The 13,718-nt window shown below is 73.4% G+C and carries 12 protein-coding genes; 3 read left to right on the top strand and 9 right to left on the bottom strand.

Going from position 1 to position 13,718, the window contains the following annotated elements; genetic code table 11:
• The first annotated feature begins 40 nt into the window (after nt 1-40).
• Nucleotides 41-445 carry a MerR family transcriptional regulator gene (locus tag JUB12_RS01260; protein ID WP_205697805.1) on the top strand — a complete coding sequence of 135 codons (405 nt, stop codon included), beginning with the start codon at nt 41-43 and terminating at the stop codon, nt 443-445.
• Here JUB12_RS01260 and JUB12_RS01255 read toward each other — a convergent pair.
• Genes JUB12_RS01255 through JUB12_RS01240 form a run of 4 tightly spaced genes read right to left on the bottom strand, consistent with a single transcriptional unit; the run spans nt 424 to nt 4,294 of the window.
• Nucleotides 424-1,272 carry a DivIVA domain-containing protein gene (locus tag JUB12_RS01255; RefSeq protein WP_205697804.1) on the bottom strand — a complete coding sequence of 283 codons (849 nt, stop codon included), beginning with the start codon at nt 1,270-1,272 and terminating at the stop codon, nt 424-426. The genes JUB12_RS01260 and JUB12_RS01255 overlap by 22 nt on opposite strands.
• A 39-nt stretch (nt 1,273-1,311) precedes the next feature.
• Nucleotides 1,312-2,097 carry an A/G-specific adenine glycosylase gene (locus JUB12_RS01250; protein ID WP_241004380.1) on the bottom strand — a complete coding sequence of 262 codons (786 nt, stop codon included), beginning with the start codon at nt 2,095-2,097 and terminating at the stop codon, nt 1,312-1,314.
• 20 nt (nt 2,098-2,117) lie between these two features.
• Complete coding sequence (locus JUB12_RS01245) at nt 2,118-2,963, bottom strand: MaoC/PaaZ C-terminal domain-containing protein (protein WP_205697803.1); 846 nt, start codon at nt 2,961-2,963, stop codon at nt 2,118-2,120.
• On the bottom strand, nt 2,960-4,294 hold the full coding sequence (locus JUB12_RS01240) for a 3-oxoacyl-ACP reductase (protein WP_205697802.1): 1,335 nt from the start codon (nt 4,292-4,294) through the stop codon (nt 2,960-2,962). The genes JUB12_RS01245 and JUB12_RS01240 overlap by 4 nt, the downstream gene beginning before the upstream one ends.
• A 21-nt stretch (nt 4,295-4,315) precedes the next feature.
• Here JUB12_RS01240 and JUB12_RS01235 point away from each other — a divergent pair, with 21 nt between their 5' ends.
• Nucleotides 4,316-5,605 (top strand): acetyl-CoA C-acetyltransferase, encoded by a 1,290-nt coding sequence (locus JUB12_RS01235; protein WP_205697801.1) that lies wholly within the window; start codon nt 4,316-4,318, stop codon nt 5,603-5,605.
• 4 nt (nt 5,606-5,609) lie between these two features.
• Nucleotides 5,610-7,034: an acyl-CoA dehydrogenase family protein gene (locus tag JUB12_RS01230; RefSeq protein WP_205697800.1), complete on the top strand. Its 1,425-nt coding sequence runs from the start codon at nt 5,610-5,612 to the stop codon at nt 7,032-7,034.
• Nucleotides 7,035-7,359: 325 nt separating this feature from the next.
• Here JUB12_RS01230 and uvrB read toward each other — a convergent pair whose 3' ends face one another.
• The 5 genes from uvrB to rpsA are packed head-to-tail and all read right to left on the bottom strand — an operon-like array spanning nt 7,360 to nt 13,703.
• Nucleotides 7,360-9,381: an excinuclease ABC subunit UvrB gene (uvrB, locus tag JUB12_RS01225; RefSeq protein ID WP_205697799.1), complete on the bottom strand. Its 2,022-nt coding sequence runs from the start codon at nt 9,379-9,381 to the stop codon at nt 7,360-7,362.
• A 52-nt stretch (nt 9,382-9,433) separates the two neighbouring features.
• Nucleotides 9,434-10,834 (bottom strand): amino acid permease, encoded by a 1,401-nt coding sequence (locus JUB12_RS01220; RefSeq protein WP_205697798.1) that lies wholly within the window; start codon nt 10,832-10,834, stop codon nt 9,434-9,436.
• Between the two features lie 44 nt (nt 10,835-10,878).
• A complete protein-coding gene (locus tag JUB12_RS01215) occupies nt 10,879-11,574 on the bottom strand; it encodes a lytic transglycosylase domain-containing protein (protein ID WP_205697797.1) in 696 nt (231 codons plus the stop codon).
• On the bottom strand, nt 11,571-12,221 hold the full coding sequence (coaE, locus tag JUB12_RS01210; protein WP_241004379.1) for a dephospho-CoA kinase: 651 nt from the start codon (nt 12,219-12,221) through the stop codon (nt 11,571-11,573). Before coaE ends, JUB12_RS01215 begins: the two co-directional genes overlap by 4 nt.
• A gap of 12 nt (nt 12,222-12,233) precedes the next feature.
• A complete protein-coding gene (gene rpsA, locus JUB12_RS01205; protein ID WP_205697796.1) occupies nt 12,234-13,703 on the bottom strand; it encodes a 30S ribosomal protein S1 in 1,470 nt (489 codons plus the stop codon).
• Between the last annotated feature and the right edge of the window lie 15 nt (nt 13,704-13,718).

Genomic DNA, 13,718 nt, shown 5'->3' with positions numbered 1-13,718 from the left:
TACAGGACTCCTCGTGCCCGAACGGCACAATGTCCGGACCATGCCGCACGGCACCCTGGTCGCCCACGACGTCGCCGAGCTGGTCGGCGTCTCCGGCACGACCATCGGGCAGTGGGCCCGGCGCGGCTACATCCGCTCCTCGCAGCGCGACCACGAGCCGCGGCTCTACAGCGTGGAGGACGTCGCGGAGGCCGCGATCGTCCGGGCGCTGCTGGAGCGCGGGGTGCCCCGGCCCGACGTCCGGCGCGCCGTCCATCGGCTGCGCGAGACGTCCGGCGCGTGGCCGCTGAGCCAGGCGCGGCTGGCGACCGCGGGCGGCCGGCTGCTCCTGCACGACCGGGAGGCCGGCTGGCTCGAGCTGCGGCCGCGCGGGTGGCAGGCGACGTCGCCGCCCGAGGCGGCCGACGAGGTGCGCCTGCGCCTTCAGCCCTCGACGGTGGAGTAGACCTCGTCGAGCAGGGCGCCGCGATCCGCGAGGTCGAAGTTCTCGGCCAGGTAGCGGTCGGTCTCCTCGCGCGACTGGCCGTTGAGGGCCATGTTCAGCGCGACGAGGCGGGCGCCCTCGACGTCGCCCCCACCGGAGGCAGGCGCGGCAGCGGGCTCGGGCTCCGCGACGGGCGGAAGGTCGAAGGCCTCGGTGGGCGCCGGCTCGGCGACCGGCGGGGCGGGCTCGGGCTCGGGCGCGGCCGGCGCCTCGGCGACGGGCGCCGGAGCGGCGGGCGGCGCGGCGGGCGCCTCGACGGCGCGGGCCTCGATGCGGCCGCCGGAGACGGCGCCGCCGCTCGTGGCGGCGTCCTGGAGCTCGCCGAGGTTGCCCTCGAGCAGCGACAGGTCGGCGTTCAGGCGGTTGGCGCCGGTGCGCAGGGACTCCATGAGCGCCGTGAGCTCGGACTCCATGGCGTCGACGCGCTGGAGCATGAGCTGCGTGGCCTCGCGCACCCGCCCGACCTGCTCCTGGTTGCGGCGCAGGGCGTCGTCGCGGGTCTCGCGCGCGTCGGACTCGGCCTCGTTGCGGATGCGGTCGGCCTCGTCGAGGGCGCTGCGCTCGATCTCGGCGGCGCTGCTCTCCGCGGCCTCGACGATGGCGCGGACCTGCTCGGAGGCCGCCTGGGCGATGGAGGCGGGGCTGGCCTTCTGGCGCGAGGCGGAGCGCCGCAGCCGGTCGACCTCCTCGGCCACCGTCGCGAGGTGGGCGTCGACCGCCTCGGGCTCGTACCCGCGGCGCCCGATGGGGAAGTCGCGCTTCTCGATGCTCTGTCGGTCCAGGGCCACGTCCCGGACCCTAGCGAAGGTCCCTGAGCCGTTGGGCCCCTACCGGGCGAGCTGCACGGCACCGCCCGCGCGCACGACGAGCCCGTCGCGCTCGAGCCCCGCGAGCGCCCGCGCGAGCCGCTCGCCTGAGAGCTCGGGTGGCAGGCCCTCCCCGGCCGCGAGCGCGGCGACGACCCGCCCGCGCGCCCAGCGGTCGGAGTCCTCGAAGCGCTCACGGGTCCCTGCCGGGGCGCGCGGCGCGACCACGACCCGCCCCGCCGAGGCGCACCACGCAGCGACCGGGCAGCCGTCGCACGCCACCACGCGCGCGCGGCAGACCGTCGCCCCGAGCTCCATCACCGCCTGGTTGAACGTCGGCCCGTCGCCCGCGGGCAGCAGCGCGTCGAGCGTCCCGCGCCCGAGGCGCTCCTCGACGCGCCGCGCGTTGGTGTCGACCGCGGGGACGTCCTGGCCGAAGGCGAACGACGCGACCGCCGCCGCGGTGTAGGGCCCGACTCCGGGCAGCGCCCGCAGGCCGGCCGCCGTCCCCGGCCACCCCTCGCGCGCGACGACGGCGCACGCCTCGCGCAGCCGCACCGCCCGGCGGTTGTAGCCCAGGCCGACCCATGCGCGCAGGACCTCGTCGAGCGGCGCCGCCGCCAGCGCCGCCTCGTCGGGCCACTGCTCGAGCCACGCCTCGAAGCGCGGCACCACCCGGGCCACCTGCGTCTGCTGGAGCATGACCTCCGAGACGAGGATCGCGTAGGGGTCCGTCGTGCGCCGCCACGGCAGGTCGCGCGCCTCGCGGCCGTACCACTCGAGCAGCGCGCCGACCGCGGGGTCCACCACGGTCGGCACGCTACGGGTCAGGCCGGTCCCACGCGCCCGTCGAGGTGGGGCTTGCCGTCGCGCGCGGCGCGCACGGCGAAGGCGCGGCCGTCGCCGTCGGGCTGCGAGGAGAACAGGACCTTCGAGGGCAGCGGCACCGGCAGCTTGAAGCGCACCGCGACCTCGTGGGCCTCGGGGACGACGCCCTCCAGCGCCGCCAGGCAGCGCGCCTTGAGCCACATGCCGTGGGCGATCGGCCGCGGCATGCCGAACAGCCGTGCGGTCGCCTGGTGGAGGTGGATCGGGTTGCGGTCGCCCGAGACGCCGCCGTAGGAGCGGCCGATGTGCTCGGGGACGGTCCACGTCGCGTCGCCCTCACCGGAGGTGTCCGGCGCGGCCTGCCGCTCCTTGGCGCCCTTCGCCTCGCCGGAGGCGCCGCCTCCGCCCTTGCGCAGGTACGTCGACGTCCCCCGCCACACGTCCTCGCCGTCGACCGTGGCGTGCATCACGAGGTCGAACATCTGCCCGCGCGCGTGGGGGCGCAGCCGCTCGGCGTGCACCTGGTAGGCGATCTCCTCGCCCACGCGGACGGCGCGGCGCTGCTCGATGCGGTTCTCCAGGTGCACGAGGCCGAGGACCGCGAACGGGAACTCGCCGCGGGTCATCAGGTCCATCTGCAGCGGGAAGCCGAGGACGTGGACGTAGGTCGACGGCGCCTCGTCGCGCAGGCGGAAGCCGCAGACGTGCGCGTACGCGGTGAGGCGCTCGCGCTGCACCGTCGCGCCGCCCTCCACCACGAGGCCCTGGGGCAGCTCGTCGCCCGAGGCGCCGACGACGGGCAGCGCCCCCTTGAGCGCCTTGGCGTAGGTGACGAGCGTGCTCATGCCCCGAGCAGCATCTGGCCGCAGACGCGCACGACCTGGCCGGTGACGCCGCCCGAGGCCGGCGACGACAGCCAGGCGATCGTCTCGGCGACGTCGACCGGCTGGCCGCCCTGGTTGAGCGAGTTGAGCCGGCGGCCCGCCTCGCGCGTGAAGAGCGGCATCGCGGCGGTCATCTGCGTCTCGATGAAGCCGGGGGCGACGGCGTTGATCGTGCGCGACGGGGCGAGCTTGGGCGACTGCGCCTGCACCAGGCCGATGAGGCCCGCCTTGCTGGTGGCGTAGTTCGCCTGGCCGCGCTGGCCGGCGATGCCGTTGACCGACGAGACGCAGACGACGCGCGCGCCCTCGTTCAGGGCGCCGGTGTCGAGCAGCGTGTCGGTGATGCGCACGGGGGCGGCGAGGTTGACGGCCATCAGGACGTCCCACTCGTCGTCGCTCATGCGCCCCAGCGTGCGGTCGCGCGTGATGCCGGCGTTGTGGACGACGACGTCGACGCCGCCGTGGCGCTCCTTGGCGTGCTCGGCGAGCGTCTGCCCCGCGTCGTCGGCGGTGACGTCGAGCTGCAGCGCCGAGCCGCCGATGCGGTTGGCGACCTTCGTCAGCGCCTCGCCCTGCGCGGGGACGTCGACGCAGACGACGTGCGCGCCGTCGCGGGCCAGGACCTCGGCGATCGCCTCGCCGATGCCGCGCGAGGCGCCCGTCACCACGGCGACCTGGCCGTCGAGCGGGCGCTCCCAGTCGGCCGGGTCGGTCGCGTCGCCGCCGTCGACCTGCACGACCTGGCCGTCGACGTAGGCCGACTTCGAGCTCAGCAGGAAGCGCAGCGTCGACTCGATGCGGTCCTCGGCGCCGGGCTTGACCAGGACGAGCTGGGCCGTCGCGCCCTTGCGCAGCTCCTTGCCCAGCGAACGGGTGAAGCCCTCCAGCGCGCGCTGCGCGACGGCCTCCTCGACGTCCTCGACCGCCGCGGGCGGCGTGCCCAGCACGAGCGCGCGGCCCGAGGCCCCGATCGAGCGCAGGACCGGGCCGAAGCCCTCGTAGAGCTCGCGCAGTCCGTCGACGGACGTGATGCCGGAGGCGTCGAGGACGACGGCGCCGAGCCTCTCGCCCTCCCCCGGCGGCGGGGTCTCCAGCACCGCGGCGCCGGCGGCGCGCAGGACGCGGTCGACCTCGCCGCGCAGACGGCCCTCGCCGAGCAGGAGCGCGGGGCCGTCGAGCAGCGGCTGGCCCGGCTCCCAGCGCCGGAGCTCGGTCGCCTCGGGGACGCCGACCCGCTTGGCGACGACCTTGCCGGGGCCGGACTCGATGATGGACTGCAGCAGATCCGCCATGCGGCTACGGTACATCGGACGATGACGACGAACGGCTCCGCCCCCCGCGACGCCTGGGTCGTGGGCGGCAACCGCATCCCCTTCGCCCGCTCCAACGGCCCCTACGCCGAGGCGTCCAACCAGGACATGCTCACCGCGGCCCTCGACGGCCTGGCCGCCCGCTTCGGCCTCGGCGGCGAGCGCGTCGACGAGGTCGTCGGCGGCGCCGTGCTCAAGCACAGCCGCGACTTCAACCTCGTCCGCGAGTGCGTCCTTGGCAGCGCCCTGGACTCGAGCTCGCCCGCCTACGACCTCCAGCAGGCCTGCGACACCGGCATCCAGGCGGCGCTCGTGGTCGCCAACAAGATCAAGCTCGGCGAGGCCGACAGCGCCATCGCGTGCGGCACCGACACGACGAGCGACGCCCCGCTGGCCCTCAACGAGGACCTGCGCCGCGTGCTGATGGAGGCCCGCCGCGCGAAGAGCGTCCCGGAGCGCCTGCGCCTGCTCGGCCACCTGCGTCCCGGTCAGGTCGTCCCGGAGATCCCGCGCAACGCCGAGCCGCGCACCGGCCTGTCGATGGGCGACCACCAGGCCCGCACCACCGAGCGCTGGGGCATCTCGCGCGAGGCGCAGGACGAGCTGACCGTCGCCTCGCACCAGCACCTCGCCGCGGCCTACGACCGCGGCTTCATGGACGACCTGGTGACGCCGTACCTCGGCCTCCAGCGCGACCAGAACCTGCGGCCGGACTCGAGCCTCGAGAAGCTCGCCAAGCTCAAGCCCGTCTTCGGCGAGGGCGAGGGCGCGACGATGACCGCCGCGAACTCGACGCCGCTGTCCGACGGCGCCTCCGCGGTCCTGCTCGCCTCCGAGCAGTGGGCCGACGAGCGCGACCTCCCCAAGCTCGCGCGCCTGACGCACAGCGCGACGGCGGCGGTCGACTACGTCAACGGGGACGAGGGCCTGCTCATGGCGCCGGTCTACGCGGTCCCGCGGATGCTCGACCGCGCCGGCCTGACCCTCCAGGACTTCGACCTCTACGAGATCCACGAGGCCTTCGCCTCCCAGGTCCTGACGACGCTCGCCGCGTGGGAGAGCGAGGAGTTCTGCGCCGAGCAGCTCGGGCGCAAGGAGCCCCTGGGCTCGATCGACCGCTCCAAGCTCAACGTCGCCGGCTCGTCGCTGGCGGCCGGACACCCGTTCGCCGCGACGGGCGGGCGCATCCTCGCCACGGCGGCCAAGCTCCTGGCCGAGAAGGGCTCGGGGCGCGCGCTCATCTCCGTGTGCGCGGCCGGTGGCCAGGGCGTGGTGGCGATCGTGGAGCGCTAGGGCGATGGCCTTCGACCTCGCGCTCACTCCGGCGCACCACGACCTCCTGGAGCGCGTCCACCGCTTCGCCGAGGACGTCGTGCGCCCGGCGGCGCCGTTCCACGACCGCGAGCAGGAGTTCCCCTGGCAGGTCATCGAGGCGGCGGCGCGCGAGGGCTTCTACAACCCGCTCTTCTACCGCGACCTCATCGCGGACCCGACCGGCCTGTCCCTGCCGCTCTTCATGGAGGAGCTGTTCTGGGGCTGCGCCGGGATCGCGCTCGCGGTCGTCATGCCGGCGCTGGCGCTGTCGGCGATGGCCCAGGCCGCGACGCCCGAGCAGCTGCTGCGCTGGGCGCCCGAGTGCTTCGGCCAGCCCGGGGACCTGAAGCTCGCGGCGCTCGCGATCTCCGAGCCGCAGGGCGGCAGCGACGTGCGCAACCTCCAGACGACGGCGTGGCGCGAGGGCGATGAGTGGGTCATCGAGGGCCACAAGATCTGGATCGGCAACGGCGGCATCGCCGACGTCCACGTCGTCAACGCGACGGTCGATCCCGAGCTCGGCCACCACGCCCAGGCGCTCTTCGTCGTCCCGGGCGGGACGCCGGGCCTCGAGCTCGTGCGCAAGCTCGACAAGCTCGGCTGCCGCGCCTCGCACACCGCCGAGCTGCGCTTCGACCGGGTGCGGGTGCCGGCCGACCACCTCCTCGGCGGCGACGCGAAGCTCGAGAAGTCGCTGGAGCGGGCGCGCGAGGCACAGTCGGTCAGCGAGCAGATGAGCGGCGCCGCCGAGTCGCGCGACGGCTCGAAGAAGTCCTCGGCGACCCTCGGCGCGTTCGAGCAGACCCGGCCGATGGTCGCCGCCCAGGCGCTGGGGATCGCCCGCGCCGCGCTCGAGCACATGCGCGACTACGCGTGCGAGCGCGAGGCCTTCGGCCGCCCGATCATCGAGCACGAGGGCCTGGGCTACGCGATCGCCGACATCGCCGCCGAGCTCGACGCCGCCCGCCTGCTGACGTGGCGCGCGTCGTGGATGGCCGCCAACGGCGTCCCCTTCCAGCACGCCGAGGGCTCCATGTCCAAGCTCAAGGCCTCCGAGGTCGCGGTCCGCGCCACCGAGCAGGCGATCCAGACCCTCGGCGGGTGGGGCTACATCACCGACCACCCGGTCGAGAAGTGGTACCGCGACGCGAAGCTCTACACGATCTTCGAGGGCACCAGCGAGATCCAGCGCCTCGTCATCTCCCGCGCCCTCGCGGGCGCCGAGGGCGAGCCGCCGCTGCACCACCTCCTCCCCACCGACGGCCGCGACTTCGGCGGCCTGGGCCGCGGCGGCGAGACCCGCACGAAGGCGGCGATGGCGGCCATGCGCGCCGCACAGCGCATCCCCGAGCCGTTCGTCGGGGCGGCGATGAAGGTCTTCGGGCCGCCGGAGCCGAAGGGGCGCTGAGGGCGGAGCTCCGCCCAGCGCTCGCGGAGACCGCCTCCGTCGCGGTTCGGCACCCAGGAGGGCAACCGGCCGGCGCGCGAGCTGCGAGGCGGGGCGGCGAGGCGGGGAGTCCGCGCGGCGAGCCAGAGGTTCGGGTCCTGTGAGGCCCTGAACTTCAGGGTCGCGAGCGCCGCGCCGTCCGCGTGCGAGCCGGGGCGGAGTTCGCGCCCGGGCCCTTCCCTCCTCACTGCCGAGCAGCGCCCGCACCGCAGCGCGCGGACGCCCGGCCGGAGCGCCACGAGGGCGGAGCGCCACCCCGAGCGAACCCGCCCGACCGCTGCAACCCCTACCCCGCCGGCGCCTCGTTGCCCGCGAGGTCGCGCAGGTCGCGCCGCAGCTCCTTGAGCTCGTCGCGCAGCCGGGCGGCGTACTCGAAGCGCAGCTCGTCGGCGGCCGCGAGCATCTCCTCCTCGAGCTCCACGATGGTGCGCTCGAGGTCCTCGCGGGACATCGCCCCGGTCTCGGCCTTCTTGCGGGCGCGCTTCTTCGGGTGCTTGGACTGGGCGCCCTGGAGGAACTCGGCGATGTCGCTGATGCCCTTGACGATGGAGGCGGCGGTGATGCCGTGCTCCTCGTTGTAGGCGAGCTGGATCGCGCGGCGGCGGTCGGTCTCGTCGAGGGCCGCCTTCATCGCCGCGGTCTCCTTGTCGGCGTACATCAGCACGGTGCCGTCGACGTGGCGCGCGGCGCGGCCGATCGTCTGGATGAGCGAGGTCTCCCCGCGCAGGAAGCCCTCCTTGTCGGCGTCGAGGATCGCCACGAGCGAGACCTCGGGCAGGTCGAGGCCCTCGCGCAGGAGGTTCACGCCCACGAGGACGTCGTACTCGCCCAGGCGCAGGTCGCGGATGATCTGGATGCGCTCGAGGGTGTCGACCTCGGAGTGCAGGTAGCGGACCTTGAAGCCCATCTCGAGCAGGTAGTCCGTGAGGTCCTCGCTCATCTTCTTGGTGAGCGTGGTGACGAGGACCCGCTCGTCGCGGTCGACGCGCTCGCGGATCTCGTTCATGAGGTCGTCGATCTGGTTCCTGGTCTCGCGGACCTCGACGCGCGGGTCGACGATCCCCGTCGGGCGGACGATCTGCTCGACGACGCGGCCCGAGTGCGAGCGCTCGTACTGGCCCGGCGTCGCGGACACGAAGACCGTCGTGCCGGTGATGGACAGGAACTCGTCGAAGGTCTGGGGACGGTTGTCCATCGCCGAGGGCAGCCGGAAGCCGTAGTCGACGAGCGTCTGCTTGCGCGAGCGGTCGCCCTCGTACATGCCGCCGATCTGCGGGACGGTCTGGTGGGACTCGTCGATGAAGCAGACGAAGTCGTCGGGGAAGTAGTCGATGAGGCAGTAGGGCCGCTCGCCGGGCGCGCGGCCGTCGAAGATCCGCGAGTAGTTCTCGATGCCGCTGCAGAAGCCCATCTCGCGCAGCATCTCCATGTCGTACTGCGTGCGCTGGCGCAGCCGATGGCTCTCGAGGAGCTTGCCCTCGGCCTCGAGCTCGGCACACCGCGCGTTGAGCTCGCGGCCGATCTCCTCGACGACGCGGTCCATCGTGCCTTCCTTGACGTTGTAGTGCGACGCCGGCCAGACCGCCACGTGCTCGATGTCGTCCTTGACGAGCTCGCCGGTCAGCGGGTCGAACTCCTGCAGGCGCTCGACGTCGTCGCCGAAGAACGTCGCACGGTAGGCCGTCGTCTCCGCGTAGGCCGGCCAGACCTCCAGCGCCTCGCCCCGCACGCGGAACGTGCCGCGCGCCAGCGCCGTGTCGTTGCGGGTGTACTGGATGGAGACGAGCTTGCGCAGCAGCGCGTCGCGGTCGATCGTCTCCTCCTTCTTGAGCAGGACCATGTTGGCGTCGTAGGTCTCGGGCGAACCGAGGCCGAAGATCGCCGACACCGACGCCACGATGATCACGTCGCGGCGGCCGAACAGCGCCGCGGTGGCGGCGTGGCGCAGGCGGTCGATCTCGTCGTTGATCGCCGAGTCCTTCTCGATGTAGAGGTCCTTGCTCGGGACGTAGGCCTCGGGCTGGTAGTAGTCGTAGTACGAGACGAAGTACTCGACCGCGTTGTCGGGGAAGAAGGTCCGGAACTCGTTGCACAGCTGCGCCGCCAGCGTCTTGTTGTGCGCCAGCACCAGCGCGGGGCGCTGCAGCTCCTGGATCGTCCCCGCCATCGTCATCGTCTTGCCGGTGCCGGTGGCGCCCAGCAGGGTGGTGAAGCGGTCGCCGGCGCGCACCGCCTCGGCGATCTGCTGGATCGCGCGCGGCTGGTCGGCGGCGGGCGTGAAGGACGAGTCGAGGCGGAAGGGCGGCATCCCACCATCCAAGGTAGCGCCGCCCCCGGACGGAATCCGTTCGGGTGTTGACCTACGGGGCGCGGTGGCCCGCTCGCGAGTGCGACCGCGAGTACAGGACGTAGACCACGAGCCCGATGGCCATCCACACGACGAACCGGATCCACGTCTCGGCCTCGAGGTCCGCGGCGAGGTAGACGCAGCCCACCACCGACAGCACGGAGACCAGCGGGAGCATCGGCGTGCGGAACGGCCGCTCGCGCTCGGGCTCGGCCCACCGCAGGTACAGCACGCCGATCGACACGACGGCGAACGCGAACAGCGTCCCGATGTTCACGAGCTTGGCCAGCTCGGACAGCGGCAGGAAGCCGGCGAGCAGCGCCACCACGACCATGGTGATGAGGGTGATGCGGTGCGGCGTGCCGAAGCGCTCGTGGGTCGACGCGAGGCCCGGCGGCAGCAGCCGGTCGCGCGCCATGGCGAACGCGACCCGGGACTGACCGAGCATGAGGATCATCACCGTCTTGAGGATCGCGATGCACGCGCCCGCGTAGACGAAGGCGGCGATCCAGTCCAGGCCGTGGCCCTTGAACGCGTCGGCCACCGGGGCGTCGCTGCCGAGCTCGCGGTAGGGCTCCATCCCGGTGAGGACGAGGCTCACCACGACGTAGAGGACCGTGACGATCGCCAGCGAGCCGATGATCCCGATGGGCACGTCGCGCTGCGGGCGCTTGGCCTCCTCGGCGGTCGTCGCGACGATGTCGAAGCCGATGTAGGCGAAGAACACCAGCGACGCCCCGCCCACGATCCCGTCCCAGCCGAACGGCGAGAACGGCTTCCAGTTGTCCGTGTCGACCTCCGTCGCCCCCGCCGCGATGACCACGAGCAGCACGAGGATCGTCAGGCCGACGAGCACCGCCGTGGAGCGCGCGGTCTGCCGCACGCCGCGGATGAGCAGCACACCGGCGACGCCGACGACCGCCATCGCGAAGACGTTGACCGAGCCGCCGTCGCCCGGCGGCGCCGTGATCGCCTCGGGGAGCGTGACCCCGAAGACCTGGTCCAGCAGCGCGTCGAGGTAGCCCGCGAAGCCGACCGCGACCGCGGAGGCGCCGATCGTGAACTCCAGGACGAGGTCCCAGCCGATGATGAAGGCGACGAGCTGGCCGAGCGTGACGTAGGCGAAGGTGTACGCGCTGCCCGCCGCCGGGACCATCGCCGCGAACTCCGCGTAGCAGAGCGCCGCCAGCCCGCAGACCACCGCCGCCAGGACGAACGAGAGGCTGATCGCCGGTCCCGCCTCCTTGGCCGCGGCCTGGCCGGTGAGCACGAAGATGCCCGAGCCGACGATGACGCCGATGCCCAGGACCAGCACGTCGAAGGCGCCGAGGGCGCGCTTGAGCTGGAAGCCCTCCTGCTCGGTGGTCTCGAGGGTCTCCTCGATCGTCTTGCGGGGGCCGAGCAGCGCGGGCACGCGCGGTCACTACCCCGCCGCAGCCCGCCGCTAGCGCCCGGGTCCTAGAGGCCGAGCTCGGAGCGGTACTGCGTGCGGTAGTCGCGCCGGGCGTCGAGCACCTTCTGGACGTACTCGCGCGTCTCGGGGAAGGGGATGTCCTGCGCGTCGAGGTCCTGGCCCTGGCCGCGGTGCTCGGCGATCCAGCGGTCGACGTTGCCCTCGCCCCCGTTGTAGGCGGCGAGCGCGAGCATCGTGTTGTCGCCGAAGCGGTCGAGCAGGTAGCGCAGGTGGAACGAGCCGTAGGCGATGTTGACCTGCGGCGTGTGCAGGTCCTCGACCTGGAAGGTGGTGGCGCCCGAGCGCCGGGCGATGTCGCGCGCCGTGTCCGGCGTGACCTGCATCAGGCCCTCCGCCCCGGCGTGCGACGTGCGGCCCTCGACGAAGCGCGACTCGGCGAAGATCACCGCGGCGATGAGCGCCGGGTCGAGGTCCTTCTCGCGAGCCTGCTGGCGGATGATGTCCTCGTGGGTCAGCGGCAGGGTGACCTGCTTGACCGCATCGTCGAAGAACGGCCGCGCGAGCGTCATCGCCGCCACGACCGCGAGCCCGGCGACGAGGATCGCCGTGAGCCGCCGGCGCCGCTGAGCCGCCCGCTTGCGCTTGGCCGCGCGGGCGCGCGCGGAGCTGCCGCCGCGCTTGGCCGCGGGGCGGGACGGGCTCCGCGAGGGCGCGGACCGAGCGGGGGCGCGGGCGCTCATCGGCCTCCGTGCAGCCTGTCGAGCACGTCGGACAGCGCGGCTTCGAGGTCCTCGACCGAGCCGTCGTTGCGCACGGCGTACGTCGCGCGGGCCGCCTTCTCGTCCTGGGTGAGCTGGCGGGCGGCGCGCTCGTCGACGGCCTCGTGGCCTCGCGCTGCGGCCCGCGCCGAGCGGACCTCCTCGTCGGCGACGACCGCGATCGTCGCGTCGTAGAGGCCGTCCATCCCCGCCTCGAAGAGCAACGGCGTCTCGACGACCGCGGCCGCGGGCGGCGGGTCGGCGCTCAGCGCGGCCTCGCGGAACGTCGCGACGCGCGCGCCCACGAGCGGCCAGATCAGGCTCTCGAGCCAGGAGCGCTCGTCGGGCGAGGCGAAGGCGTGGCGGGCGATGGCCGAGCGGTCGACCGTCCCGCCCGGGGCGACCTCGGGTCCCCAGCGCTCGACGACCGCGTCGCGGACCTCGTCGCCGAGGTACAGCTCGTGGACGACCGCGTCCGTCGACAGCGTCCGGGCACCGAGCCGCTCGAGGGCCGCCAGGGCCGTGGACTTCCCGGATCCCAGCCCGCCCGTGAGCCCCACGAACGGAACGCGCGAGGGCGCCGCTGCTGCGGCGCCCTCGGCTGCGGTCTGCTCGTCCTCTGCGGCCACCGGCCGCCCGGACTAGGCCTGCTCGGCGTCGGCGGGAGCCTCGGCGTCGGCCTCGGGGGCCTCGGCCTCGGCGTCGCCCTCGGGGGCCTGGGCCTCCGCGGCGGGAGCGTCGTCGCCCTCGGCGTCGACCTCCGGCGCGTGCTCGGCGATGCCGTCGTCGGCCAGCGGGGCCTCGGCGGCGATCCCGGCCTCCTCGGCGGCGGCCTGCGCGTCGGCCGGGGCCTCGCCGAGGCCGTCGGCCGGCAGCGGCGCGGGCGCGGTCGGCGAGAGGGCCGAGTCCCCACCGGCGAAGACGTCGTCGCTCAGGCCGAGCGACGTCGCGTCGTCGAGGCTGCCGAGGTCGCGGCGCGGGAGCTCCTGGCCCTCGACGCGCTTGACCGACAGCGACAGGCGGCGGCGCTCCGTGTCGATCTCGAGGATCTTCACGCGCACGTCGTCGCCCGGCTGGACGACCTCGCGCGGGTTCTCGACGTGGTGCGTCGCGAGCTCGGAGATGTGGACGAGGCCCTCGACGCCGTCGAGGATCTCGACGAACGCGCCGAACGTGACGACCTTCGTGACGGTGCCCTCGAGCTCGTCGCCGACGTTGTAGGTGTCGACCACGCGCTGCCACGGGTCGGCCTGCGTCTGCTTGAGGCCCAGCGAGATGCGCTGGCGGTCGCGGTCGATGTCGAGGACCTTGACCTGGACGGTGTCGCCGATCGTGAGGATCTCGCTCGGGTGGTTGACGTGCGACCACGAGAGCTCGGAGATGTGGATGAGGCCGTCGATGCCGTTGAGGTCCACGAACGCGCCGAAGTCGACGATGTTCGAGATCTGGCCCTCGACGACCAGGCCCGGCTGGAGGCGGTCCAGGATCTCCTGGCGCTGCTCCTTGCGCTCCTCCTCGAGGACCGCGCGGCGCGAGAGCACGACGTTGTTGCGCGAGCGGTTGAGCTCGATGACCTTGCACTCGATCTGCGCGTGCAGGAACTCGTCGAGGTTCGCGACCCGGCGGATGTCGACCAGCGACGCGGGCAGGAAGCCGCGCACGCCGAGGTCGATGATGAGGCCGCCCTTGACCACCTCGATGACCGTGCCCGTGACCGGCGTGCCGCTCTCGGCGGCAGCCTCGATGTTCCGCCATGCCTTCTCGAAGCGCGCGCGCTTCTTGGACATGATGAGCCGGCCGTCGTCGTCCTCCTTCTTGAGGACGAGGGCGTCGACCTCCTCGCCGAGCTCGACCTCGTCGGCGGGGTTGACGTTCTTGCGGATCGAGAGCTCGTTGGAGGGGATGACCCCCTCGCTCTTGTAGCCGATGTCGACGAGGACCTCGTCGTTGTCGATGCGGACGACGCGGCCGGAGACGACCTCGCCCTCGTCGAAGGGGGCGAAGGTGGCGTCGTAGTTGGGGACGATCTGCCCGTCGATCTCGAGCAGCAGGCCGTCAGATCCCTCGACGACCTTCGCCTCAGTGGTGGTGTCGGTAGCGGTGGTTGCCATGTGCAGCCACGGAGA

The sequence above is a fragment of the Conexibacter sp. SYSU D00693 genome, assembly GCF_017084525.1.
Lineage (GTDB): Bacteria > Actinomycetota > Thermoleophilia > Solirubrobacterales > Solirubrobacteraceae > Baekduia.
Note: the sequence above shows the minus strand (reverse complement) of the source record. Positions and strands in the feature narration are given on the sequence as shown.

Coding starts and splice junctions, on each gene's coding strand:
- rpsA (WP_205697796.1), bottom strand. CDS start 13,703: ATGGCAACCACCGCTACCGACACCACCACTGAGGCGAAGGTCGTCGAG.
- JUB12_RS01245 (WP_205697803.1), bottom strand. CDS start 2,963: ATGAGCACGCTCGTCACCTACGCCAAGGCGCTCAAGGGGGCGCTGCCC.
- JUB12_RS01235 (WP_205697801.1), top strand. CDS start 4,316: ATGACGACGAACGGCTCCGCCCCCCGCGACGCCTGGGTCGTGGGCGGC.
- JUB12_RS01215 (WP_205697797.1), bottom strand. CDS start 11,574: ATGAGCGCCCGCGCCCCCGCTCGGTCCGCGCCCTCGCGGAGCCCGTCC.
- uvrB (WP_205697799.1), bottom strand. CDS start 9,381: ATGCCGCCCTTCCGCCTCGACTCGTCCTTCACGCCCGCCGCCGACCAG.
- JUB12_RS01260 (WP_205697805.1), top strand. CDS start 41: ATGCCGCACGGCACCCTGGTCGCCCACGACGTCGCCGAGCTGGTCGGC.
- JUB12_RS01240 (WP_205697802.1), bottom strand. CDS start 4,294: ATGGCGGATCTGCTGCAGTCCATCATCGAGTCCGGCCCCGGCAAGGTC.
- JUB12_RS01230 (WP_205697800.1), top strand. CDS start 5,610: ATGGCCTTCGACCTCGCGCTCACTCCGGCGCACCACGACCTCCTGGAG.